Below are 26,870 nucleotides of genomic sequence, written 5' to 3'. Positions count from 1 at the left end.
TTACTGAACAACTAATTTTAATGAAAAGAATATTTCAAGTTTTAATCCTACTAGTTTTAGCCGCTCCGGCCTTCGCTCAAATACGTCCACAAGGTCAGGCACCGGTAACCCCTTCTTTAAAGGTTGGTGGCTTAGATCTCGATTATTTTAGTCCAAAAGAATATATCATTGGCGGTACCACAGTAACCGGAACCCAATATTTAGATAAAGAAGTATTAATTACCTTGTCTAAATTAGCTAAAGGTGATAAAATCGTTCTTCCTGGCGAGGCAACTTCTGATGCAATTAAAACGTTGTGGGCACAGGGCTTGTTTGATGATGTTAAACTTAACATCGAAAAAATTGTTCAGGATTCTGTTTATTTTGAAATTGAAGTAGTAGAACGCCCACGTTTAAGTTCTATCGATTTAAAAGGTATTCGCAAATCTGAAAAAACTGCCATTCAAGAAAAGTTAAATGATAAAACAGGTAAAATCGTAAACGATAACTTGTACAATACCACCTCGGCTATTGTTAAAAAATACTTATTGGATAAGGGCTTTTTCTTTACCCAGATCGAGTACAAAACACGTAAAGATCCGAATGCAGAAAACAGTGTGGTATTAGAAGCTAATATAGATAAAGGTCACCGTGTTAAAGTACAGCATATCGATTTTACCGGAAACAAAGATTTCAAATCAGCAAAACTGAGAAAATACCTTAAAAACCCTAAACAGTTTGCATGGTGGCGTTTTTGGGGCTCAGGAAAATTCGCGAAAGAGAAATACGAAGAGAATAAGGTAAAAATGATTGCTAAAATGCACGAGAAAGGTTATCGTGATGCAGAATTACTAAAAGATACCATTTACCAATATAACAAGAAAAAGGTTAACATTAGAATGGACCTTTACGAAGGTAAAAAGTATTATTTTGGTAATATTACCTGGGCAGGTAATGCCATTTATCCGGATAGTATTTTGCAAAAAGTATTAACCATCGAAAAAGGTGATGTTTTTAGCGAAGAGAAATTAAATAAAAAATTAAACGGTGGTGGCGAAAACGGTGGCGACATTAACAGTATGTATACCGATAACGGATATTTAACTTTTAATATCGATCCGGTACAGACCAAAATTTATGGCGATACTGTTGATGTGGAATTGCGCATGTACGAAGGACCACAGTATACCAACAACCGCATTACGTTAAAAGGTAACACAATTACGAACGATAAGGTTGTTTTACGTGAGATCCGCACTAAACCAGGACAGAAATTTAATAAAAGTGATCTAATTCGTACCATTCGCGAAATTGGTCAATTAGGTAATTTCGATGAGTCTAAAACTGTACCTACACCTCGTCCTAACCCGGCAGATGGTACTGTAGATATTGAATATGCAGTAGAAGAGAAACCTTCAGATCAGATTGAGCTATCAGGTGGTTTTGGTGGTGGCCGTATCATTGGTACATTAGGTTTAACTTTCAATAACTTCTCATTACGTAACTTATTTAATCTAAAAGCTTACAAACCATTGCCAAAAGGAGATGGGCAAAAATTAAGCTTACGTGGACAGACGAATGGTAAATATTACCAATCATATAGTTTCTCATTCTCACAACCTTGGTTTGGTGGCGAGAAACCGGTAAGTTTTGGGGTGAGTGCATTTACCTCATTACAATCTAATGGATTAAGTTCTGATAATGCCCAGTTCCAAAAAATACGTTTAAATGGTGTAACGGTTAGCTTGGGTAGAAGATTAAACTGGCCAGATAACTATTTTCAGTTAAGCCATGCGGTTAACCTGCAACAATATATCTTAAATAATTATTCAGGATATTTATTTAGTACTGGTACTTCTTATAACTTAAACTTATCACAAGAGATTAGCCGCGATTCAAGAGATTCGCCAATCTTTCCTAAATCGGGATCGTTCTTACGTTTCACTATTCAGGCAACGCCACCATATTCACTGTTTAACAAGGTGAATTATGCAACAGCATCTGATAAAGAAAAATACCGTTTTACAGAATATCATAAATGGAAATTCGATTCACAATGGTATCAACGTGTTGTAGGTAACCTGGTAATTAAAGCACAAGCACAGTTCGGTTTCTTGGGTCAATACAATAAAGCAGTTGGTCAATCAGCATTCGAGCGTTTCAAACTAGGTGGTGATGGTATGCAAGGATTCGATTTCTTACAAGGATCTGAGTTAATTGCAATGCGTGGTTATTCTAATAATACGGTAATTCCGGTAGGTTCTAATCCAAATGTGGCACAACAGTCTGGTAGCCCAATTTACACTAAATATGTATTGGAAGCACGTTATCCGGTTATTGCAAGTCAACAAGCTACTGCATTTGTTTTGGCCTTTGCAGAAGGTGGTAATACCTGGAACAGGTTTAGTGATTTTAATCCTTTCAACATTAGAAGATCAGTTGGTGTTGGTGCAAGGATCTTCCTTCCTATATTTGGTTTGTTGGGTATTGATTACGGATATGGCTTTGATGCTATTCCTGGTTTACCAAGCGCGAACAAAGGTCAGTTCCATTTTAGTATCGCACAACAATTAGGTGGATTTTAATTGATAAAGAACAAAAAATTAACTAATTATGCAATAAATCATTGCAATAAGAGTTTAAACAAAGCTTAGGTTATTAACTATATCATTAACACACACAAAAAATGAAGAAATATCTTTTTATCGCATTCCTACTTTGCACTTCTTTTGGTGCCTTTGCACAGAAGTTTGCTTATGTAGACACGGAGTATATTTTGAAGCATTTACCAGAATATAAATCGGCATTAACTCAATTAGACGTTGCCTCTAAACAGTGGCAACAACAAGTAGATCAGAATTTTTCTGAAATAGACAGGATGTACAAAGCTTATCAGGCCGATCAGGTTTTGTTAACTGATGATATGCGCAAACGCCGTGAAAACGAAATCATAGAAAAAGAAAAACAGGCTAAAGAATTTCAACGTTCTAAGTTTGGACCAGATGGAGATCTTTTTCAAAGCAGGGTAAAATTAATTAAACCTATTCAGGATAAAGTAGCCGAGGCGATTAAACAGATTGCAAAATCTAAATATTTAGACTTCATTTTCGACAAGAGCAGTGAAGCAACAATGATGATTTATGCAAGTAGCAGTTACGATGTTAGTAATGATGTAATTGTAAAATTAGGTTATAAACCGGGGACTGTAAATAATTAGTATATTCGCCCCTGATTTTTGAAGAAAAACAATTAGAAAAAAATAAAAAAGTAAAATAAAACGATGAGAAAGTTAATTAACGTATTCTTTGTAGCAGCAGGTTTATTGTTTACAGCGAATATGGCAAATGCACAACAAAAATTGGGTCACATTAATTCTGAGGAGGTATTTGCAAATTTACCAGAAGCTAAAACAGCTCAAACCACTTTAGAAACCTTAGGAAAACAAAAGCAAGCAGATATTGATGCAATGATCAAAGAATATCAAAGTAAAATGGCTGCTGCAGAAGCTAAACAAAAAACTTTAAGCGAGGCTAATAAAGAAACAGTGGGTAAAGAATTACAAGCTGCAGGTCAAGAATTACAGGATTTAGAAAAACGCATTACTGATGCGCGCACTAAAGCTTCACAAGATATAGGTACTAAACAAGGTGAATTATTCCAACCAATCCAGGCTAAAGTTGCAACCGCAATTTCTGCTGTAGCTAAAGAAAAAGGTTTAGCTTACGTTTTCGATATTGCAAACGGACAGGGTGGTAACAATTTAGTATTCTGGGATGGTGGTGATGATATTACTGCTGCAGTTAAATCTAAATTAGGTATTACAGCAACCGCTGCAAAAACAGCTGCTCCTAAGAAATAGCCTTTGTCAATCTATAGTCTTGAGTTATACGGCTCAAGTCATAAAAAGATACTGCGGAATTAAGTCTAACTTAGTTCCGCTTTTTTGTTTACGCAGTTTCGTCATGCTGATCCGAGCTTTGGGATTTATTTCAGCATCTTTAATGCCCTACTTTCCTGTGGGTAATATCCTGAAACAAGTTTAGGAAGGCGATCATTTTAACATTTCAACTAATATTCCTACATTTCAACTTTCCAACATCAAAGGCATGCAAAACTCTTCGCCAATAGGCATTTTCGATTCAGGTTATGGTGGGTTAACGGTTTTCCGTTCTATTGCTGATAAATTGCCCGATTACAATTATATCTATTTAGGCGATAATGCCCGTTCGCCCTATGGCGATCATTCTTTTGATACCATTTATAAATATACTTTAGAATGCGTAGAATGGCTTTTTGCCAAAGGATGCCATTTGGTTATCCTGGCATGCAACACCGCATCTGCAAAAGCACTTAGAACCATCCAGCAAATAGATCTTCCTGCTAAATATCCCGATAGGAGAGTATTGGGGGTAATTAGGCCTACCGCAGAGGTTATTGACAGATATACCAGCACAAAACAAGTTGGTGTAATGGGAACCAGGGGAACGGTTAATTCTCAATCTTATCTTTTAGAGATCAATAAATTTTTTCCTGAAATTAAGGTTTACCAGCAAAGCTGCCCAATGTGGGTTCCACTGATCGAAAACAACGAACACTTACAGCCTGGTGCAGACTTTTTTATAAGTGAGTATTGCGATCAATTACTTAACCAATCGGCAGATATCGATTGTGTACTATTGGCTTGCACGCATTATCCCTTGTTAATGCCTAAACTGAAGAAAGTATTTCCAGATCATATAAGCGTTTTAACGCAAGGCGAGATTGTAGCCAATAGTTTAGCTGATTATTTAAAGAGACACCCTGAAATGGAACAAAAGTTAGGTAAGCAGGGAGAGAAATCTTTTTATACCAGTGGCGATCCAATTGCTTTTGATGAACATGCCTCTGTTTTTTTTGGAGAGTCGCTGAAATCTAATAAGCTATGAGGGATATGAATTGTTAAATTGCCAGATTATTTTGATTGTTGACGGCCAATTGCCAGCTAAAATAGGTTAACTGCAAATTGCTAACTGGCAACCCATGTCTGTTTAGCACTTTTCATTAAGATGAAATATTAACGGATTGAAGATTTTCTTTAGCAAATCTATGCTCGTTTAAAACAGGGAGGAATGTATTGCAAGGCCATTCTTGAACAGGTGCGCTTCGTACTTGCTGGCGGGCAGCATCGGCCCTGGCATACCGAAGAAAGGCCCAAAGCAGCCCCTGGCTTTACCTTTTAGGTAACCAAAAGGTAAAGAATAGGTAAGCCTGGGGTAACCCTGGGGTTAACTTGGTAGCAAGAAAGGGTAAACAAAGGGTAAAGGATGGGTAAAGGAATTTTGCGCTTTTTTTGGACCTTTTTAATAACTTATCGTTTTTAGCTATTTTTGAATAATTCTAAATGGTTAAATTGTATGATTCCAAATTAACTCCGTTGTGACAAAAGAAAGTATTTTTCTTTAGGTTGTAACAAGTTAAAAGGATAACTTTGCGGCTTCAAACCCACACAATGAGTGATCAGATAAAACACGAATGCGGAATCGCTTTTATTCGCCTGTTAAAACCACTTTCTTACTACCAGCAAAAGTACGGTACAGCACTTTACGGCCTTAACAAATTATACCTTTTAATGGAAAAACAGCATAACCGGGGCCAGGATGGCGCAGGTATTGCCACCATTAAATTGGATATGAAACCGGGCAGTAGGTACATTAGCCGATACCGGAGCATGGCATCTAATGCGGTAGCCGATATTTTCGAATATGTGCAGAACAAATTTGTTGATATCCAAGAAAACACGCCTGAATTAATGCAGGATACAGAATGGCTCAAAAACAACGTAAGCTTTATCGGCGAGGTGTTAATGGGCCATTTGCGTTATGGTACGCATGGTAAAAACAGTATCGAAAATTGCCACCCTTTTTTAAGGCAAAATAATTGGATGACACGTAACCTGGTTATTGCAGGTAACTTTAACATGACGAATGTTGATGAGTTACTGGAACAATTATACGAGTTAGGTCAACACCCAAAAGAAAAAGCAGATACGGTTACAGTATTAGAAAAAATCGGTCACTTTTTAGATGATGAGAACCAGGAGCTTTTCGATCAGTATAAAAAAGAAGGGCACGATAACGTTGCTATTACACACAAAATATCTGATAATTTAGATATTGCCAATATCCTTCGCCGCTCGGCCAAAACCTGGGATGGTGGTTATTCTATCTGTGGTATGGTTGGTAATGGCGACTCGTTTATTATGCGCGATCCGGCAGGTATCCGTCCGGCATATTATTATTATGATGATGAGATCGTTGTAGCGGCCTCTGAAAGACCAGCCTTGCAAACTGCATTTAATATTCAGTTTAAAGATGTTAAAGAGATCGATCCGGGCCATGCTTTAATTATCAAGAAAAATGGTGAGGTAAGCATGGAGCAATTCCGCGAGCCTACCGAAAGGTTATCTTGCTCTTTCGAGCGCATCTATTTCTCAAAAGGAAGTGATGTAGAGATTTACCGCGAACGCAAGCAGTTAGGCCGTTTATTGAGTGATAAAATTCTTCAGGCCGTTAATTACGATTTAAAAAATACAGTATTCTCATTTATTCCAAATACGGCAGAAGTGGCGTTTTTCGGAATGGTTGATGGTGTTCAGCAATATGTACGCAGGCACCAGAAAGATATACTTTTACATAAAAAAGAATCGCTAACAGATCAACAGCTTGAAGACCTGTTGTCTTTAGCTCCACGTGTAGAAAAGCTGGCTGTTAAAGATGTAAAGCTAAGAACTTTCATCACCCAGGATGCTGATCGTAGCGAAATGGTGGCACACGTTTACGATACTACTTATGGTATTATCAATAACCACCAGGATACTTTAGTAGCACTTGATGATTCGATTGTACGTGGTACTACCTTAAAGCAGAGTATCATTAAAATTGTTGACCGTTTACATCCTAAGAAAATTATTATTGTTTCTTCTGCACCTCAGATCCGTTACCCTGATTGTTATGGTATCGATATGAGTAGGATGGGGCAGTTCGTGGCTTTCGATGCTGCTATTCAGTTGTTAACAGAGCGTGGCATGTGGCAGGTAATAGAAGATGTTTACACCAAATGTAAAGCTTCGTTACTTTTACCAAAAGAGGAAATTGTAAACCACGTTAAGGAAATTTATAAACCGTTTACTCCAGAAGAAATTTCGGCTAAAATAGCACAGATTATTACACCAAAAGGTACTGTTGCTGAGGTTGAAGTCATTTATCAAAGTTTAGAGAACCTGCATGAAGCCTGTCCGAAAAACAAAGGTGACTGGTATTTCTCAGGAAATTATCCTACCCCAGGTGGAAACAAAGTGGTTAATAAAGCTTTTGTTAACTGGAAGGAAGGAAATAACCAAAGGGCTTATTAGGCCCCTATCCCCCTAAAGGGTACTTGAATAACAAATAGCTCATATTTATATGGGCTATTTTTTTGCGCTCATTTTCTGCCAGGGTGACCGTAAGATCGAGTACGATCTTCCCTAATCTAAACCTGACATTCGCGGAAAGCCCGGAACCCGATCTTTTATCGGGTGAGGAATGCAGCATTGGCAGGACTAGCGTTTAATAGGAGCAGTGCTGTTGCTTTCCAAAAAATAATATTAACCTCAAAGGTACAGCGGACATCAGACATTAATGTACTGAGTCTGTTCAATTTTTATGCGTAAAACTTCAGGTAGGTTTTAATAATGAGCCAGAAGGCGAAAAAGATAATCACTACCCCGGCTATTTTATTGAGTTTCTTCAGTGCATCTTCTTTTATTTTATAACGGAGTTTACTGGAGTAAAAGCTCTTTGCTCCATCGATGCTTAATTGAGTAGCCATGGCGATAAAAAAGCAAACTAATTTTTCGTTCAGCATATTGTTCAATTTAACCGAAATGATCCCACTTACAATAATCCAGAACATAAGGGTAGAAGGAGTGAGGATGCACATTAAAAAACCTTTGAGTACATAACCCCGTTTACTCACTTTTTGAAGTGTGGTGCTATCGTAATGTACGGTAATTTTAGAAAGCAGGTAATAAATACCCACTGCAAGCAGAAATACACCGCCAATGCTGCCAACGTATTTATCAAATTCGGCTTTATAATCAACAAACTGGCTACCAAAAAGAACCAGGCCAATTAAGATCACATCACTAATAATTACGCCAATAGCTAAAGAAAACCCAGCTTTGAAGCCCCTTTCTATGCTAGTTTTGATCATTGCAAAAAATACCGGCCCAGTTAAAAACGACGAAATAATCCCTGCTCCTATACCGAGTAATATGGCTTCAAACATGCATTGTATTGTTTATAATATGCGAATATGCAACTTTATACCTAAACATATAACATTTATTTTTGTTGCATAGGTTGCATAAAATTACTGGTTTTCATTTTTTTTTATTTATGTTTAGAGCCACTAAAACTAAATTTAAAAAATGAGTTCAGAACAAACACAAACCAAATGGGGGCAATTTATTCCTTTGGTCACGGTATTCTTTTTCTGGGGCTTTGTGGCCGCCAGTAATGACATTTTAATACCGGTATTTAAGCAGGCCTTTAATTTAACTCAATTTCAAAGCCAGTTGGTATCGTTTGCATTTTATATTGCATATACGGTTGGCGCTTTAATTTATAATGGCATTTCGGTAGTAATGGGCCAGGATATTGTAAATAAATTAGGCTACAAAAACTCTTTAGCTTTGGGGCTTGTTATTTCGGCAGCCGGAACGCTTTTGTTTTACCCGGCAGCAAATCTGCACTCATTTCCGTTAATGTTATCTGGCTTGTTTATTGTTGCCCTGGGTTTCTCTTTACAACAAACTGTTGCAAATCCTTTGGCTATTGCCTTGGGGCCAATTAAAACTGGTTCACAACGTTTAACGCTTGCAGGTGGTATTAATAATTTTGGTACAACCATTGGCCCACTATTGGTAAACTTCGCTATTTTTGGTGTTGCTACAAGCGCTACTACCAATGTGAGCATCGAAAGTGTAAAAATTCCATATTTAATATTAGGAGTAGCCTTTCTTTTAGTAGCTGTATTTTTAAAAATGTCTTCTTTGCCTGATCGACCTACTTTAGTAGAAGCTTCAGCAAATGATACTAAATCGATTAAGGGATCTGCTTTGAATTACCCCCAGTTGGTACTGGGAATGATTGCTATTTTTCTATATGTTGGTGTAGAGGTATCTACTGCCAGTAATTTACCTGCATATATGGAAGAGAAATTAGGATTTGCCATTAAAGATATTGCTCCATATGTTTCTTTATATTGGGCTAGTTTAATGATTGGTCGTTGGACAGGGGCGGTAGAAGCTTTTACTGAAGATATGACCTTACAAAAGATATTGAGATTTGTAGCACCTTATTTAGCTTTTGGTGTTTTCTTAGTTGCAAATGCTATCGCTAAACACGATTTAACACCATTTTATGTATATGCAGCAGTAATAGTTGTATTAATTGGTGCCGATATGGCCAGTAAAGGAAACCCGGCACGCATGCTATTAATTTTTTCGGTAATGGGCATTATAGCCTTATTTATTGGTATGTTTACTACGGGTATGACTAGTGTTTACGCGTTTACTAGCGTGGGTTTATTCTGCAGTACATTGTGGCCATGTATTTTTACTTTGGCTGTTAGTGGCTTAGGTAAACACACCAGTCAGGGAAGTAGTTTTTTAATTATGATGATTATGGGTGGTGGTATTGTGAGTTTAGCGCAAGGATACCTTTCAAAGTTTACAGGTATCCAATACAGTTACTTAGTTGGGGTGCTGTGTTTTGCATACCTTGCATTTTATGCAATTAAAGGAAGTGCCATTTTGAAGACACAGGGAATTAATTTTGATGAGAAAATTTCTGGTGGACATTAATTTTTAATAAAGTAATTTTACAGCCACAGAGATTTAGTTCTTTGTGGCTTTTTTAATTTTTATAATGACAGATAAACCAAGTTTCGACTCGATATTTATGAACCTGGCCACCGATTTGGCTGCCCGCTCACATTGTGTGCGTGCCCATGTAGGTGCAGTGTTAACAAAAGATACGCGCATAATTTCTATCGGTTACAATGGCCCGCCGGCCGGTACCCACAACTGTGACGAGGAATGGCCAGAGCATGGCTGTGCCCGCGATAGTAAAGGAAGTTGTTCTTTGGCTTTACATGCTGAGGAAAATGCTATACTGTATGCCTCAAAAAATGGATCGAAAATAGAAGGATGTACTTTATACACCACATTGTCGCCTTGTATTGCCTGTGCCCGTTTAATTTTATCATCAGGCATTAAATTGGTGTATTATTCAAAATCATATGCGGCTTATAAAGGTTTGCCTAGCGATGAGGGAGTAGATTTTTTAAGAAAATTTGGTGTCGAGGTGGTTTTGATAGAATCGTAGAGGTTCATTAGTTTACTTGTCATCGGTTCATTGGTGAATAGTGTGGTGCCTTACAAAGTTTCACAGAGGGAAAGCAGGGGAGAGCTTCGCAAGTTTAAGAGTAAGGGGCCGCTAATTCATAAACGAAAAAAATACATGATTGATAAGGTTAAATAGTTTTCGTACTTTACCTAAATGAATAAGGTTTTTTTAATTGTAGGTGTAGGAATCGTTTTCGGTTATTGGAAGAGAAATGAAATCATCAATTATTTTGTTTCTAAAAAATCTAAAAATGGTAAAAAAAGAAAAATAGGTCTACTTGATGGAAAAGCTCAAGTGATTTTCAGAGGAGATTTTGCCATGACTGATGAGGAACTACTTGGTCTAATTTAGCTTATAACTCGTAATGCTTGATCGAATAATTGATATTAAGATGGATGCTCGTTTCCTTGAGTTATCTCCCCATATTTGACTTTAGACTCCTGATTGCCAGCTTCGGACTTTTTCCGCTAAAAATCTTAAATCTCCGGTCTCAAATCTCATATCTAATTGGTACCTTTGCGGATGCAAGAAAAAATCATTATCGTCGATTTTGGTTCGCAATTTACACAACTCATCGCTCGTAGGGTTCGCGAATTAAATATTTACTGTGAAATATATCCATACAACAATCTTCCTGAGGTTACACCTGACGTAAAAGGGGTTATTTTTTCGGGTAGTCCTTATTCTGTCCGTCAGGAAGATGCACCTCAAATCGATTTATCGAAATACCATTTAAAATATCCATTATTGGCGGTTTGTTATGGTGCACAATATATTGCCCAACATTCGGGTGGTGCGGTTCAGCCATCTTCAACACGCGAGTACGGCCGTGCTAACTTGAATTTTGTAAATCAGGAGAACAAATTATTTAAAGGCATAAACATCGACTCGCAAGTTTGGATGAGCCATGGCGATACCATTACCGATATTCCTGAAAACTTTGAATTGATTGCCAGTACCGATAGTGTAAAAGTAGCGGCCTATCACATCAAAGATTCTGATACTTATGCGATCCAATTTCACCCTGAGGTAACGCACAGTATTGATGGAAAAATTCTTTTAGAAAACTTCTTGGTTGATATCTGCGGATGTAGCCAGGACTGGACTTCTGCTGCTTTTGTTGAAACTACAATTGCCGATATTAAAGCTACTGTAGGTAACGATAAAGTTGTTCTGGCGCTTTCAGGTGGTGTTGATAGTAGCGTAGCTGCAGTGCTTTTGCATAAAGCTATTGGCACAAACCTACACTGTATATTTGTTGATAACGGTTTATTGCGTAAAAACGAATATGAAAGTGTTTTAGAGCAATACAAAGATTTTGGCTTAAATATTAAAGGCGTTGATGCTAAAGACAAATTCTTGGGTCAGTTGGCTGGGGTAGAAGATCCAGAAACAAAACGTAAAATTATTGGCCGTGTGTTTATCGAAGTTTTCGATGAAGAATCTCACCTTATTCAAGATGTAAAGTGGTTGGCCCAAGGTACAATTTACCCAGATATTATTGAGTCGGTTTCGGTTAAAGGTCCATCTGCAACTATTAAATCGCACCATAATGTGGGCGGTTTGCCAGATTTCATGAAACTTAAAGTAGTAGAACCACTTAAAACTTTGTTTAAAGATGAAGTAAGAAGAGTAGGTACCGCTTTAGGTTTAGAATCGTTTATTTTAGGCCGCCACCCATTTCCAGGACCAGGTTTAGGTATCCGCATTATTGGAGAGGTTACCCCAGAAAAGGTAGCCATTTTACAAGATGCCGATAAAATTTATATCGACAATTTAAAAGAAGCAGGCCTTTATGATAAAGTGTGGCAGGCAGGCGCAATCTTCTTACCCGTGAGATCTGTTGGGGTAATGGGCGATGAACGTACTTACGAAAATGTAATTGCACTAAGAGCTGTGGAATCGCTTGATGGAATGACGGCAGATTGGTGCCACCTACCTTATCCGGTATTGGCTAAAATCTCAAACGAAATCATCAATAAAGTTAAGGGCATCAATAGAGTCGTATACGATATCAGCTCTAAACCACCTGCAACTATTGAGTGGGAATAGTTGTTTAGTTTTGAGTTGGGAGTTTTCAGTTTGGAATTTTCAGTCCGAACTGCATAAAATAAAGGTGATGCTAGCAAGGTGGAATAACCTTTGCTAGCATATTTTGTTAAAAATGATAGGTATGAATTTCAAGAAGGTTTATGGATTGCTGGTTTTGTTTGCGGTAGTTTTGGGTGCTTGTTCGCCTAAAATCAGGACACCCAAGCCCGAAGCCGGTAAACCTGTTGAAAAAGAAAAGCCAGCAGATAAAAAGCCTATCAAAAAGTTTTCGCAGGCAAGTATTTCTCTGCTCGTTCCCTTTAAATTGGATGAACTGAATTTAAAAACAGCCACAAAAGCCGATATCGAGAAATATGCCATGCCTATTGATTTCTATCAGGGTTTTAAATTGGGATTGGATTCTGCAGCGGCCCAGGGCTTAAATTTTAAACTGAATGTTTTCGATACGCAAGATGATAATGCACATATATCGCTCTTGTACAAAAATGAGCGGTTTAAACAAAGCAATTTAATTATTGGCCCCGTTTTTCCTGATGGATTAAAGTTTATCGCCAATTATGCCAAAGAAAATAATGCAATTATTGTATCTCCTCTGGCCGCTTCCGAACCTGCTGAATTTAATAATCCAAACCTGGTGTCCATTGTAAATAATATTGGCTTACATGGAAAAAAAATAGCTACATATATTGCTAAAAACTATAATCCTGCTAATACCATAGTGGTGTTGATTAACCCTAAGAAAACAGAAGACGAACAGTTTGCAGCACCAATAAGGAACTATTTTCAAAGCAATACCAAGTTTGTGGTACAGGAGTATGCTTCGGCCTATGCTTTTGAAACAAAAATGATCAAAGGTAAAGAGTATGTAGTGGTGCTTACCTCATCGGACAGGACTTTTGTATTGCCAACAGTAGAAAAACTGTATAAATTAAAGCATCTACCTACAGGTGGTTATAGTATTAATCTGTTTGGCCATCCTAACTGGGTAAAACAGAATTATCCTACCGATAAATTACAGGATCTGAATACGATTATCAGCTCTTCTTATAAAATAGACTACAAAAGCAGCGCAGTTATTACCTTTGTTAAAAAATATCGCTACAGATACGGATTTGAGCCTGGAGAATACGCTTTTAAGGGCTTTGATGTTGGCTACTACTTCGGTAAACTGTTAACCACATACGGAGAGGATTATAGAGATTATCTGATAAAAGATAAATATAAAGGTCTTCATAATAACTTTTCATTTATCCATGATGAAAAATTAGGCTATATTAACACCAGTTTAATGTTATTGAAGTTTAAAAACTTTGCGTTAAACATAGTTGAGTAATTCTATATTTATTTTTCTTCCATTTTAATTATTGCATGAGAGCAGATCATCAGTTAAGGGCCTTTGAACAGATTTTGAATAATTATGATGGAAGTTTGCCCTTGCATCGTTTTCTACCAACCTATTTTAAGCAACATAAACAAATGGGATCATCCGATAGGAGATGGGCCACGCGTCATATATATAGCTTTTTTAGATTAGGTAAGGCTTTATCAGGGCTTCCACAGGAAGAACGTTTGAGTATTGCCGATTTCTTGTGCCACGATACGCTTAGCCTTATTGTGGAGAAAAATTTGCCGGAACTAAAAGAAAGCATTACGCTGCAGCTTGAAGAAAAAATATCCATTATCAAAACGAAGTATCCGGATTTTAATTTTCAGGAGGTATATCCGTTTCATGCAAATCTATCTGATGGATTAAACCGGGAGGCATTTTATACCTCATTCTTCAAACAACCCGATCTGTTTATTAGGGTAGGGGCCGAAGAATCTGCAAGCATCATCTCCAAATTAGAAGATGAAAAAATTGAGGTTAAAGCTATTTCCCCAACTGCTTTGGCCTTGCCCAATGGAACCAAGCTCGAAACTGTTTTAAAAGAAGGCAGTTACCAGGTTCAGGATTTATCTTCTCAGCATACGGGCCATTATTTTAAACCTAACAAATGGGATAAATGGTGGGACTGCTGTGCGGCATCAGGTGGAAAAACATTGCTTTTGCACAGTTTGGAGCCTGTTATCGAGCTTTTGGTTTCCGATCTGAGAGAAAGTGTACTCTTAAATCTAGATGAACGTTTCCGCTTAGCCGGGATCAAAAAATACCATAAAAAAGAGCTAGATCTTTTACAGAACAACGATCAGGTTTTACACCACTATCAATTTGATGGGATCATTTTGGATGCGCCTTGTACCGGTTCCGGAACATGGGGCAGAACACCCGAAATGCTTACGTTTTTTGAGGAACGGAAAATCAATCAATTTGCAAACATCCAAAGGGGGATCGTCCAAAATATTGTAAAATATTTAAAGCCTGGTAAGCCTTTAATTTATATTACCTGCTCCGCCTTTGCCGAAGAAAACGAAGCCATTGTGCAGCATATGATTGAGCAGTTGCCGCTAGAGCTGGAAAAAATGGAACTGATTAAAGGTTATGAAAATAACGCCGATACGATGTTTGTAGCGAGGTTGATTAAAAAAGGTCAGGAATAGCCAAGATTAAAGGATTCTGTGATTTTAAGATCAAGTGTGACTTATTAACCTGAGCTCGACTAATTTTTATTTATAACGGTCATTTTTTAACGTGCTTTCTCAAAGCGATCGTCGTGCTGAATTTGTTTTACAAGTAGAAGTAGTGTTTTCAATGGTCTTGTAGCTACTACGTGGTCAGCATTTTTCCTGTAAAATAGACCCCGAAATAAATTTACTTCGTAGCTTTCCGCTACGCTACAGGTCAGGGTGACGTCGATATAATGTAACGCTACGTATGTTCGAACCAAGATTTGAAATTCTTTTTAAAGTATTTTACCGCTTCGATTAAAACGGCTATTGCTCCGATAATTAAGGTATATTCTTCAAAGCTGTTCATAATGTAAGCTTTATGTTTAGATGAATATACGGAATTATTGTTACAAGTTAAATTGGAGGATTGTCATTTAGAAACGTTATTTCTCTCAATTAATCGTCATGCTGCATTTATTTCAGCATCTTTCTTGCAGATAGACCCTGAAATAAATCCAGAGTGATGAATCGTTGAAATGGTACTTTAAAGCCCTGTATTATTTCTGAATAATTTAATTGCTATAGCCAATAAAATTACCCCAAAGGCTTTACGTAAGATGTTTAAACCAGATTTTCCGAAAAGTTTTTCCAGCCTGTTGGTATTTTTCAATACAAAGTAAACAAACAACATATTAAGTATAATGCCCACTAAAATATTCTGGGTATGGTATTCTGTTTTTAATGATAGCAAAGTTGTCATAGTACCTGCTCCGGCAATTAAAGGAAAGGCTAATGGAACAATAGAAACCGTTTCTGGCGCTTCTTCTTTAAAAATGGTTAATCCCAATACCATTTCCATGGCAATAAAGAAGATCACAAATGAACCTGCTATGGCGAAAGATTCTACATCTAATCCAATCACTTTCAATAAAGATTCTCCGACAAACAGAAAGAGGATCATTAAGCCCGTAGCTACTAATGATGCTTTTTCTGATTCGATATGGCCAGCTTTTCTACGCAATTCGATCACAACGGGAATAGCGCCCAAAATATCGATAATAGCAAAGAGTACCATCGTGGTCGATAGGATCTGGCTTAAGTTGAACGTCATAAAATCGAATTTCATAGCGGCGCAATTTTAAGCAAAGGTAGTGGAATTTGTATCAATTCCTCAATTGTACAGTTATTTATTAGAAATAGAACTGTGTTCTTAAAGTAAGCACATTGTCTTTTCTGTCAGCTGTATAGCCCTGAATTTGAGTCGATTCGTTTTTAATAATATCGTAATAAAGCACTGCTTTAAAATGTGGATTAAAGTGGTGTAAAAAACCAAATCCAAAGGTGTCGAAACGCACATCAGCAGGAGAAAGCCCTTTATCGCCAGAAATATCCATGCCTTTTACTTTAGCATTCGGATCGTACCAGTCATATTTCAAAATTAGCTGGTTATCTGTACTGTTTAAGGTTTGTACAAAGGTAAAGTAGGCACCATTAAAAGTACGTGTATAAAAAGGCAAGGCCACGGCCTTATTATCAACAGGATAAGAGCCAGGTGTGGTTGATGTGGTTGAGGTACCTGTTTGTAAGCCCGATATTACTTCTGCTCTAAACTCTGATTTCCAGCTTTTGGTTTTGGTAGCCAGTTGTATATCCGCACCATAATATCTTCTTGGGGCCACTTTGTTTATGGTAGCTGTAGATGAATCTTTAACCATTTTCCATGTATCATTTATTTGCTCCATCTTATAGCTCACAGGCAAGCGGTGATCTAAGCCTCCCTGAAGCGTACTTATTCCGCCTGCAATGGTAAAGTTTTTAAATGCATAAGTTTTATGGCTTAACCTTAAAATATAATCCTTGCTGTTATCGAATTCTCCGTTACCAGCTAAGCCCTGACCATTATAAACACCAAAATCGAGTACAAAATTTTTGAGTTTGGCATCTTTCCAGCGTGGGTTTAAAGTAAAGGTTACACCCAGATCACGTTCTGTTTTCATTAAAATCTGCGACATTCGACCACGTTCAGGTGCTTCCCTTACTGATGATGACAGTTGGAGCTCATTACCAAATGGACGGCCCGAAAGACCAAGAGTTACTGCCAATATTTTCCATTTATTCTCGTAATAACGTCCCCAGAAATCCCGGATCGCTACACCTTGTTCTGTACCATCAAACTGAAGTACGAAGTAGGTAGAGGGAGCACCATCTTCCGTTAACATCATGTAATCTGCCCTCAAACGGCCTCTTCTTAACCTGAACCTGTTATTGGTAAAATCGCCAAAATTTCCACCCTGAAACTCAGCCTGCGTACCTTTCGATTGCGCCAATTGGAACTGTGGCTGTAAATAACCACTGAAAGATAATGAACCATATTTCTTCGAGATAATGAGCAAATGGTTTACTGTTGTGGAATCCATTACATCATTAATTGTTCTTTGTGCGTATCCTGCAGCAGAAATGAATAACAAAACAATAGTTAGGAAGAAATAAACGCGCTTAAATTTGGCTGGATGGCGGTACATGTTATCAATTTTTTGCAAAGGTAGTTTTATTAACAATTATTTAACATAAAAAAAGCCCCGACTTTTGGTCGAGGCTTAATTTTTTTTAAATATTCGGCTTATTTAGAATCTTTTAAATGAGAATGCTGTTTGCTGTATCCAAAATAGATAATAAAGCCTAAAGCTAACCAGCCAAATAACCTTAACCAGTTTGTCCAGCCTAAACCAAGGATCATTAATCCGCAGGTAATTACACCTAAAATTGGGATTAAAGGTACCCAAGGTGTCTTGAACTGACGTGGAAGATCAGGATCAGTTTTTCTTAAAATAATTACTGCGATACAAACTAGCATAAAGGCAAATAAAGTACCAATACTGGTCATATCACCCACTACATCACCAGGGATGAAAGCTGCAAATAAACCTACGATTACCAAAATTACTAGGTTGGCTTTGTAAGGTGTTTTGAATTTAGGGTGTAAATCGCTGAACATTTTTGGTAATAAACCATCTTTACTCATGGAGTAAAATACACGGCTCTGGCCCAATAACATTACCAAAATTACGGAAGAAAAACCTGCTAAAATAGCTACGGTAACCAATTTAGCTAACCAGCCATAACCTGTCATGTATTCGCTAATTGCAGCCACAACCGATGCTTCACCACCTTTAGTTCTAAAGAATTCAACAGGAGCGATACCGGTTAAAACGTGTGCAAATAAGATGTATAAAACAGTACACACAGCTAATGAACCTAAGATACCAATTGGCATTGCTGTTTTAGGGTTTTTAGTTTCTTGTGCTGCAGTACTTACAGCATCAAAACCGATGAAGGCAAAGAATACTGTTCCGGCCGCACCGAGAACACCCCAGAAACCACCAAAACTATGGCTGATGCCTGCATGATCTACATAAGTAGTTGCTTTTGGAATATATGGATGGTGATTGGCTTCATGAATAAAGCCCCAACCTAAAACAATGATTAAGATTACAATACTTACTTTAGTAATTACGATCAGACCGTTTACAAAAGCAGATTCTGAAGTTCCTTTAATTAAAAGTAAGCTCAATAAGCCTACAATAAATAATGCAGGAAGGTTGATAATTCCATTTACGGTACCATCTGGATGCGACTGGAAAGGTGAGTGGCACCACTCGTAAGGTATGGGCGAGGTATGCAATACTTCGACCAGTAATTTATTTAAGTATTCGCTCCAGGCAATACCTACTGTTGCAGCCCCAACAGCATATTCTAACACTAAATCCCAGCCAATTATCCAGGCCATAAACTCGCCCATAGTGGCATAAGTGTAAGTGTAAGCACTACCGGAGATCGGAATAGATGATGATAGTTCTGCGTAGCATAAACCGGCTAATGCACAACCAATTGCGGCTATAATAAAGCCAATGGTAACAGATGGCCCAGCATTTTGTGCTGCTGCTGCTGCTGTTCTAACAAATAAACCAGCACCAATAATTGCGCCCACACCTAATGCCACTAATGCACCAGCACTAAGTGTACGCTTTAAGCCTTTGGCTGAATCTCCCGCTTCTTCTAGCAGTAAATGCATCGGCTTCTTAGTAAATAAACCCATATTTTAGTTTTTGTTTAGATTATTTCAGCCTCAAACGTAATTAAAAATTACGGAAAAGTAAAAGGGATTTTGGTTAAAAATCCCTTTTACTTTTATTATATCTATGATTTTACAACTAAAACTTTAATGTATCGGTTGTATTTGTTAAAGTGTCGGTAATTATATGTCCCAAACTATCGGTTTTTTGCTCAATTCTGATTTCTTTCCGAACTTCTTGCTTATGTTCGCTTGCAATTGCTTTAACTGCGATGTATGGAGCAATAACTAGTGAAACAATAGACATTAATTTAATCAAAATATTCATCGAAGGGCCTGAAGTATCTTTAAAAGGATCGCCAACGGTATCTCCGGTAACCGAAGCCTTATGCGGTTCTGATTTTTTGTAAAATGTTTCGCCGTTAATGATTACACCCTGCTCAAAAGATTTTTTGGCATTATCCCAGGCACCCCCCGCATTACTTTGGAAAATTCCCATCAATACACCAGTAACGGTTACTCCAGCCAATAAGCCACCCAAAACTTCTGGCCCAAAGGTAAAGCCTACAATTACCGGGGTAATTAAAGCAATAGCTCCAGGCATCATCATTTCACGGATAGAAGCCTTGGTAGAAATGGCTACACATTTTTCGTATTCAGGTTTAGCTTTGTATTCCATAATGCCCGGGATTTCGCGGAACTGGCGGCGAACTTCCTGAACCATATCCATTGCCGCTTTACCCACCGCCTGAATACAAAGTGCAGAAAAGATAAACGGGATCATACCGCCAACAAATAGTCCGGCCAAAACTGGCGCTTTATAAATATCTATCGCATTAATACCCGCAATACCTACAAAAGCTGCAAATAAAGCTAAAGATGTTAAGGCTGCAGATGCAATAGCAAATCCTTTACCGGTTGCTGCGGTTGTATTTCCAACTGCATCTAAATTGTCGGTACGTTCGCGTACCTCTGGCGGCAATTGACTCATTTCGGCAATGCCGCCTGCATTATCCGCAATTGGTCCGAAAGCATCAATCGCCAGCTGCATAGCTGTTGTAGCCATCATTCCTGCCGCTGCAATAGCCACGCCATATAAACCAGCAAAGTGATAGGAAGCCATAATTCCTCCTGCTAATACCAGGATAGGGATTACGGTAGATTTCATTCCTACAGATAAACCTGCAATAATATTGGTGGCATGGCCAGTTGAAGATTGTTGGATAATCGAGTTTACGGGCCCTTTGCCCATTGCGGTGAAATATTCGGTCACAATACTCATAATGGTGCCCACTACCAAGCCTACTATAATGGCATAAAATACATTGATGCTCGAAAACTCATAACCACGAAGGTTAAGGGTTTCTGGTAGCATCCATTTCACAATAAAGAATGAAGCCACCGCCGTAATCACAATCGACGACCAGTTACCTAGGTTTAACGCATTTTGAACATTCGATTTTTCGTCTTTAATGGTTACAAACCAGGTTCCGATAATCGAAAATATAATACCCAAACCACAGATTACCATTGGAAGAAGAATAGGAGACATCCCTCCGAAATTATCCTTCACATCAATTTCCTGTCCTAAAACCATAGTAGCTAATATAGTAGCTACATATGAACCGAACAAATCGGCACCCATGCCCGCAACATCACCTACATTATCGCCAACGTTATCGGCTATGGTAGCAGGGTTGCGTACATCATCTTCAGGGATACCAGCCTCAACTTTACCCACTAAATCTGCACCAACATCGGCAGCTTTGGTATAAATACCACCGCCAACACGGGCAAATAAGGCAATAGATTCGGCACCCAAAGAAAATCCGGTTAAAACTTCTATAGCAGTTTTCATTTCAACGCTGTTTACAGATACTACGTTAAAATGCTTTAAAAACACAATGAATAAGCCACCTAAACCCAAAACAGCTAATCCGGCAACACCCAAACCCATTACCGTACCTCCGGTAAATGAAACTTTTAATGCTTGTTTTAAACTTGTTCTGGCCGCTTGCGTGGTTCTAACATTGGCTTTTGTAGCCGATTTCATTCCGATATAACCCGCAGTTGCAGAAAATACCGCTCCTATAATAAAAGAGATAGAGATAATCCAGCTCGAGTGCATCGGAACACCTTTAATTTCAGTAATTGTTCCCGAGTAGGCTAGGAGTGCAGCCGTAAAAACGACAAAAATGCTCAATACCCTCCATTCGGCTTTTAAAAAGGCCATAGCACCATCGGCTATGTAGCCCGCAAGCTCTTGCATATTCTTATCACCTGCATCTTGCTTGTTTACCCAGGCACTTTTAATCATCATAACTATAATCCCCGCAAGGCCCAGAGCCGGGATACAGTAAATTAAATTGTTTTGTAAAAAATCCATAGTTAATAATTGGTTTTATATTTGGTTAGTTGTTATTGCTTAACTGTATAAATCGGTTAATTGTTTTATCGACTCCAAGCATCCCGCTTAAACTCCGAACTTCTTTAATCCGTTAATCTACTATGGACTTCGGACTTATAATTAGCAAGATAATAAAATATTCTTCTTGTGATTAAAATTTTCATTGCCAAGACAAATAAAATTTTGCTCAATTAAAATAATACAATTGAAGCGCTCCTATTTTCTTTTTTTTAAATAAATTAGCCACAAACTAAACCAAACTAAAGATGAAAATTGAAAAAGAAGATGGACCTTCTAAGAGAAAATTAAGCCTTTTTGATGCTACAATGTTGGTAATGGGCTCGATGATCGGAAGCGGGATCTTTATTGTCAGTGCCGATATAATGAGAAACTTAGGTTCTGGTTACTGGTTGATTGTGGTATGGGTAATAACTGGGGTGATGACAGTTGCAGCTGCAATTTCTTATGGGGAGCTTTCTTCTATGTTTCCTAAAGCGGGCGGACAATACACTTACCTGAAAGAGATTTTTGGCAAAATGATGGGGTTTCTTTACGGTTGGGGCTTGTTTACTGTAATCCAAACCGGAACTATTGCAGCCGTTGCCGTTGCTTTTGGTAAATTTACGGCTTATCTAATCCCTGCATTAAACGATGCTGCTCCGATTTTCCAAAGCGGCGGTTATAAAATTACCTGGATACAGATTCTTGCCATTGCTGTTATTCTGCTTTTAACTTATATTAATACAAAGGGTGTTGAAAGTGGTAAAATATTGCAGAATATTTTTACAGGATCTAAAATTGTTGCTTTAATTGCTTTAATTATTTTAGGCTTCTTCTTAGTAAAAAATAGCTTTTGGACTGAAAATTTAGGTTTTGGGTCTAGTGCTTTTAATAATCTTAAAACAGATTCGAGTGGAAATTTCTTAAAATCTGGATGGGAATCTATTTCAGGGATGACTATAATGGGTGGAATTGCAGCGGCAATGGTAGGTTCAGTATTTTCGAGTGTGGCCTGGGAAAACGTAACTTTCGTTTCAGGAGAGATTGAAAATCCTAAAAAAAATGTAGTACGTTCTATGGTTTTAGGTACCTCGGCAGTAATGATTCTTTATCTATTGGTCAACTTTATTTATCTCAATACCCTAAACAGAGATAGTATTGCTTTTGCATTAAATGATCGGGTTGCTGTTGCCGCTTCAGAACAAATTTTTGGTAATGGAATTGGTACAATTGTAATTGCCTTGTTGGTGATGATTTCTACTTTTGGCTGCGTTAATGGAATTGTATTAGCAGGGGCAAGGGTTTTTCAGACTATGGCAAAAGATGGAATGTTTTTTAAAGCAGCGCTTAAAAACAATAAAAATGGTGTTCCGGAAAAATCGCTTTGGATGCAAGGGATCTGGGCATCTGCTTTATGTTTAAGTGGGCAGTATGGCAATCTGTTAGATATGATCTCTTTTGTTATAGTACTCTTTTATATGATAACTGTTTTTGGGGTTATTTATTTAAGGATAAAACAACCTAAACTTGAAAGACCTTACAAAACCTGGTTATATCCAGTTACTCCAATTGTTTATTTATTAATAGGGGCGGCATTTTGCATTTTACTGCTCATTTATAAACAACAATATACCTGGCCTGGGCTTGTGATTGTTTTGCTAGGTGTACCGGTCTACTTTTTCATTAACAAAAAAGAACAGTAAGGTTAGCCAGGGTCGTCCTGCTGAACTTGTTTCAGCATCTTAGTGATAGGATAGATCCTGAAACAAGTTCAGGATGACGGTACGAGATGAAGAATTTATTACGGAACCTCGCAGACTTTAAAAACTGCGAGGTTTTTTGCATTAAAGAATACTGCTTGTCAACCCGGCTTTTAGACCTCAATCTTATATTAACCCCTTCAATCTGATTTTGAAAAGCAAGAGTTGGTATCCATCGGTTCCGAAAGCCCCGTTATCCGCTTTACTTCGGCAATGAACTATTGCCTCGTGCTCGCTGCTACCGGGTTTAGTTAGCTTAGGTTTGTGCAGGTAACAGCTTATTTTAAACCCGACATGGCGGATACCGGCCCCGCGCCTAAGGCCTGCAGGCGTATGAGCATGTGGCGGGACTGGCACTGCGAAGAACCACAGGTTTTGCTTTTCTAAAAAAAGAACTAAATTTTTGAACGCTGTTGAGTTGCTGGTTGTTTACCTAAACCCTAAACCATCTACCTTATATATATGCTAAATCTTACCGCCCCAAATCTAATTTTTACATTTTGAAAAGCAGGGTTCTGTATCAATAGGTTCCGAAAGCCCCGTTATCCGCTTTACTTCGGCAATGAACTATTGCCTCGTGCTCGCTGCTACCGGGTTTAGTTAGCTTAGGTCTGTGCAGGTAAGAACTTATTCTAAACCCGACATGGCAAATACCGGCCTGGGTGTAAGACCTGCCAGACACCTGCGGCGGGCCTGACATGAAAATGAAACACAGGTGTTGATTTTCTAAAAAAAGATAGAATTTTTAAACTTTAATGAGCAGCAGTGTGTTTTCCCCTAACCCTAATTGTAGGCCTAATCTCACATCTCCGCTCTAATATCTCAAATCTAACCTCGTGTCTCGAACAAAAAGCGTATTTTTGCAATTAATGGGAACACTTGTAGATTCAGGGATAAAGGGGTATAAAAATTACGGCACGTATTTGCGCGAAAAGTATAAAGGGCAGCGCGTGTTTAAAGTAATTGTAGATGGTGGTTTTACCTGCCCTAATCGCGATGGTAGCAAGGGTTACGGTGGATGTACTTATTGTAATGTAGATTCTTTTACACCAGAACCTTCGCGTAAAAATCCAAATATTAAAGATCAGCTTGCCGAAGGCATGTTAAGGGCTAAAACTTCTTATAAAGCTGATAAGTATATTGTTTATTTTCAGCCGAACACTAATACTTACGCTCCGGTGCATTATTTAAAGATGATGTACGATGAGGTCTTATCTATTAATACCGAAGATATAGTGGGGTTTGCAGTGGGTACCCGTCCTGATTGTATCGATGCCGAAAAGGTAGCTTTATTAGAAAGTTATACCGATCGTTTTGACGTAGACTTGGAGATGGGTATGGAATCTATCTATGATGAAACCCTTGATCAGATTAACAGGGGCTGTAGTCATGGCGAATTTGTTGCTGCGGTTGAGCTTTTAAAAGACAGTAAGCTTGATTTGTGTGTACATACTATTTTTGGTTTCCCTTGGGAAACCAGAGAACAGATGTATGGTTATATTCATGAAATTAACCGTTTTCCACAAATTAAGTTTGTTAAATTTCACCATCTTCATGTTGTAGAGGGTTCTATAATGGGGGCTAAATACAAAAAAGAGCCTTTTAAGTTATTTTCACTCGAAGAATATACTGATCTGCTTTGCGAGTTGATCCCGCTTTTGCGTCCAGATATTGTTATTCAACGTCTTTTTGGTATTTCAGACTGGGATTTGCTAATTGCACCAAACTGGGGGCTTAATAAATCGGCAATTCAAACGTATATGGATAAAGAAATAGAAAAAAGAGGGATAGTTCAAGGATCTGCTTATTTTTCTTAAAAAGATAAAATTTTTAATAATTTTTAGAAAAACCCATGAAATTTCATGGGTTTTTCTGTTATTGATGAGTTTTTTAGGTTAAAAATTACAAATTTTAGCTAAAATTGGATAAATGATGGTTAATATGTGATTTTGTTTTTATTAAAAACTTACATTAAAATCCGTTGAATTTTTTGTTATTTTTAATTTTACGGTTAATTTTTGCTCTATTTTATAAAAATCATTTGTTTTTATTAAAATATTTTGATTTAATGGTGTAAAAACTACAATATATCGTATTTTTATAAAAATAAATCAAACGTTTGATCAATTATTGTCAAACGTTTGATTAATAATTAAATATTACAAACAAATTAAACTAAAAACTATGAGTAAATTCTCCTTTAAACAGTTTGCGCCTTTCGCGATCTTAATGATCGTCGCGATTTTCGCTCTATTTATTCCGCTTCTCCCTAATTTTGATGAAGGCAAGTATAGTGGACCTGATATTGCATTCATATTAATCGCAGCAGCGCTTGTATTTTTAATGACCCCAGGTCTTGCATTCTTTTATGGTGGTATGGTTCACCGTAAAAATGTATTATCCACAATGATTAAAAGTGTTGTAGCGGCAGGAGTAATTACAGTTTTGTGGACAGTTGTTGGTTTTAGTTTGGCTTTTGGAGATACTATTGGTGGCTTTATCGGAAATCCATCAACATTTTTGTTCTTCAAAGGTGTAAATTCTGGAGCACCACATCTTCAAGGAGGATCGGATTTAACTATTCCGCTTTCTTTATTTGCTGTGTTTCAATTAATGTTTGCCATTATTACGCCAGGTTTGGTAGTTGGAGCAGTTGCAGAACGTATTCGTTTTACTTCATACATTCTGTTTATTGTTTTGTTCGCAATATTTGTTTATTCTCCTTTGGCTCACTGGACATGGCACCCACAAGGTTTCTTGTTTAAAATGGGTGTGTTAGACTTTGCAGGCGGTACAGTAGTACACATTTCTGCAGGTATGGCGGCTTTAGCAGGAGCATTGGTTTTAAAACGTAGAAAATCTCACTTAGAGCATAAAGAAGTTCCACCGGCTAATATTCCATATGTATTAATTGGTACTGGTTTATTATGGTTCGGTTGGTTTGGATTTAATGCAGGTTCTGCATTAAGCGCAGGTAGCTTAGCTGTTTCGGCATTTTTAACTACAAATACTGCTGCAGGTGCTGCAGGTTTATCGTGGATGTTCTTTGATGTTGCAAGAGGTAAAAAACCTTCAGTTTTAGGCTTTTGTATCGGTGCAGTAGTTGGTTTGGTAGCCATTACACCAGGTGCAGGTTTTGTAAGTATTTCATCAAGTATATTTATTGGTGCTATTGCTGCAGTTATCTCTAACCTTGTAGTTACATGGAAACAAAAAACCAGTTTGGATGATACATTAGACGTTTTCCCTTGTCATGGTGTAGGTGGTATTGTTGGTATGTTGTTAACTGGTGTTTTTGCTACAAAAACAGTAAATGCTGCAGGTGCTGACGGATTATTTTATGGTAACCCAGCTTTCTTTATTACACAACTAAAAGGTGCTGTAATCGTAATCATCTTCAGTTTCGTTGTATCGTTCGTTATTTTCAAACTGGTAAATCTGATCAATCCAATCAGGGTTTCTGAAGAAGAAGAAGAACTAGGTCTTGATGCTTCTCAGCATGATGAAAAATACTCTCAAGGTACTTTACTGGTAGAAGAGAGAGCCATCTATATCGAAAAAAACAGCCCATTAACAGAATCAATTTCTTAAGGACTTTATATATCTAAACTCAAATCAAGCTCAAA

19 protein-coding genes are annotated in these 26,870 nt (G+C 37.7%); 14 read left to right on the top strand and 5 right to left on the bottom strand.

Going from position 1 to position 26,870, the window contains the following annotated elements; translation table 11 throughout:
• The first annotated feature begins 20 nt into the window (after window positions 1-20).
• From bamA to FHT21_RS20955, 5 genes are all read left to right on the top strand, one after another.
• Window positions 21-2,564 (top strand): outer membrane protein assembly factor BamA, encoded by a 2,544-nt coding sequence (gene bamA / locus FHT21_RS20975; protein ID WP_167296703.1) that lies wholly within the window; start codon window positions 21-23, stop codon window positions 2,562-2,564.
• A gap of 101 nt (window positions 2,565-2,665) precedes the next feature.
• Window positions 2,666-3,196: an OmpH family outer membrane protein gene (locus tag FHT21_RS20970; protein ID WP_167296702.1), complete on the top strand. Its 531-nt coding sequence runs from the start codon at window positions 2,666-2,668 to the stop codon at window positions 3,194-3,196.
• A 120-nt stretch (window positions 3,197-3,316) separates the two neighbouring features.
• Entirely contained in the window at window positions 3,317-3,838 is a 522-nt protein-coding gene (locus tag FHT21_RS20965; RefSeq protein WP_223833393.1) for an OmpH family outer membrane protein, read from the top strand.
• 247 nt (window positions 3,839-4,085) lie between these two features.
• Window positions 4,086-4,904, top strand: coding sequence for a glutamate racemase (murI, locus tag FHT21_RS20960; RefSeq protein ID WP_167296700.1), 819 nt, complete (start codon window positions 4,086-4,088; stop codon window positions 4,902-4,904).
• 563 nt (window positions 4,905-5,467) lie between these two features.
• Entirely contained in the window at window positions 5,468-7,369 is a 1,902-nt protein-coding gene (locus tag FHT21_RS20955) for a class II glutamine amidotransferase (protein ID WP_167296699.1), read from the top strand.
• 287 nt (window positions 7,370-7,656) lie between these two features.
• Here FHT21_RS20955 and FHT21_RS20950 read toward each other — a convergent pair whose 3' ends face one another.
• Complete coding sequence (locus tag FHT21_RS20950; protein WP_167296698.1) at window positions 7,657-8,283, bottom strand: LysE family transporter; 627 nt, start codon at window positions 8,281-8,283, stop codon at window positions 7,657-7,659.
• A 142-nt stretch (window positions 8,284-8,425) separates the two neighbouring features.
• Between FHT21_RS20950 and FHT21_RS20945 the strand changes: the two genes are divergently transcribed.
• The 6 genes from FHT21_RS20945 (at window position 8,426) to FHT21_RS20920 (ending at window position 14,996) form a co-directional block, all read left to right on the top strand.
• Window positions 8,426-9,862, top strand: a complete 1,437-nt coding sequence (locus tag FHT21_RS20945) for an MFS transporter (RefSeq protein WP_167296697.1) — start codon at window positions 8,426-8,428, stop codon at window positions 9,860-9,862.
• Between the two features lie 64 nt (window positions 9,863-9,926).
• Entirely contained in the window at window positions 9,927-10,385 is a 459-nt protein-coding gene (locus FHT21_RS20940) for a dCMP deaminase family protein (RefSeq protein ID WP_086547433.1), read from the top strand.
• 174 nt (window positions 10,386-10,559) lie between these two features.
• Entirely contained in the window at window positions 10,560-10,757 is a 198-nt protein-coding gene (locus tag FHT21_RS20935) for a prevent-host-death protein (RefSeq protein WP_167296696.1), read from the top strand.
• 171 nt (window positions 10,758-10,928) lie between these two features.
• Window positions 10,929-12,458 (top strand): glutamine-hydrolyzing GMP synthase, encoded by a 1,530-nt coding sequence (gene guaA / locus FHT21_RS20930; RefSeq protein WP_167296695.1) that lies wholly within the window; start codon window positions 10,929-10,931, stop codon window positions 12,456-12,458.
• Window positions 12,459-12,579: 121 nt separating this feature from the next.
• The gene (locus FHT21_RS20925) at window positions 12,580-13,791 is read left to right on the top strand and encodes an amino acid ABC transporter substrate-binding protein (protein ID WP_167296694.1); all 1,212 of its coding nucleotides are present in this window, start codon (window positions 12,580-12,582) and stop codon (window positions 13,789-13,791) included.
• A 35-nt stretch (window positions 13,792-13,826) separates the two neighbouring features.
• Complete coding sequence (locus FHT21_RS20920) at window positions 13,827-14,996, top strand: RsmB/NOP family class I SAM-dependent RNA methyltransferase (protein WP_167296693.1); 1,170 nt, start codon at window positions 13,827-13,829, stop codon at window positions 14,994-14,996.
• Window positions 14,997-15,549: 553 nt separating this feature from the next.
• Here the strand turns inward: FHT21_RS20920 and FHT21_RS20915 are convergent.
• From FHT21_RS20915 to FHT21_RS20900, 4 genes are all read right to left on the bottom strand, one after another.
• A complete protein-coding gene (locus FHT21_RS20915; protein WP_029274105.1) occupies window positions 15,550-16,116 on the bottom strand; it encodes a MarC family protein in 567 nt (188 codons plus the stop codon).
• A gap of 79 nt (window positions 16,117-16,195) precedes the next feature.
• A complete protein-coding gene (locus FHT21_RS20910; RefSeq protein ID WP_167296692.1) occupies window positions 16,196-17,527 on the bottom strand; it encodes a porin in 1,332 nt (443 codons plus the stop codon).
• A 98-nt stretch (window positions 17,528-17,625) separates the two neighbouring features.
• Window positions 17,626-19,101 (bottom strand): amino acid permease, encoded by a 1,476-nt coding sequence (locus tag FHT21_RS20905; RefSeq protein WP_167296691.1) that lies wholly within the window; start codon window positions 19,099-19,101, stop codon window positions 17,626-17,628.
• A gap of 115 nt (window positions 19,102-19,216) precedes the next feature.
• Complete coding sequence (locus FHT21_RS20900) at window positions 19,217-21,463, bottom strand: sodium-translocating pyrophosphatase (protein ID WP_167296690.1); 2,247 nt, start codon at window positions 21,461-21,463, stop codon at window positions 19,217-19,219.
• A gap of 287 nt (window positions 21,464-21,750) precedes the next feature.
• On the opposite strand from FHT21_RS20900, the gene FHT21_RS20895 reads away from it, so the two are divergent.
• From FHT21_RS20895 to FHT21_RS20885, 3 genes are all read left to right on the top strand, one after another.
• Complete coding sequence (locus FHT21_RS20895) at window positions 21,751-23,187, top strand: amino acid permease (protein WP_167296689.1); 1,437 nt, start codon at window positions 21,751-21,753, stop codon at window positions 23,185-23,187.
• A gap of 926 nt (window positions 23,188-24,113) precedes the next feature.
• Window positions 24,114-25,061, top strand: a complete 948-nt coding sequence (locus FHT21_RS20890) for a TIGR01212 family radical SAM protein (protein ID WP_167296688.1) — start codon at window positions 24,114-24,116, stop codon at window positions 25,059-25,061.
• Window positions 25,062-25,428: 367 nt separating this feature from the next.
• Complete coding sequence (locus FHT21_RS20885; RefSeq protein ID WP_167296687.1) at window positions 25,429-26,835, top strand: ammonium transporter; 1,407 nt, start codon at window positions 25,429-25,431, stop codon at window positions 26,833-26,835.
• Window positions 26,836-26,870 lie beyond the last annotated feature (35 nt).

It is taken from the genome of Pedobacter sp. SG908, from assembly GCF_011759615.1.
In the GTDB taxonomy this organism is placed as follows: Bacteria; Bacteroidota; Bacteroidia; order Sphingobacteriales; family Sphingobacteriaceae; genus Pedobacter; species Pedobacter riviphilus.
Note: the sequence above shows the minus strand (reverse complement) of the source record. Positions and strands in the feature narration are given on the sequence as shown.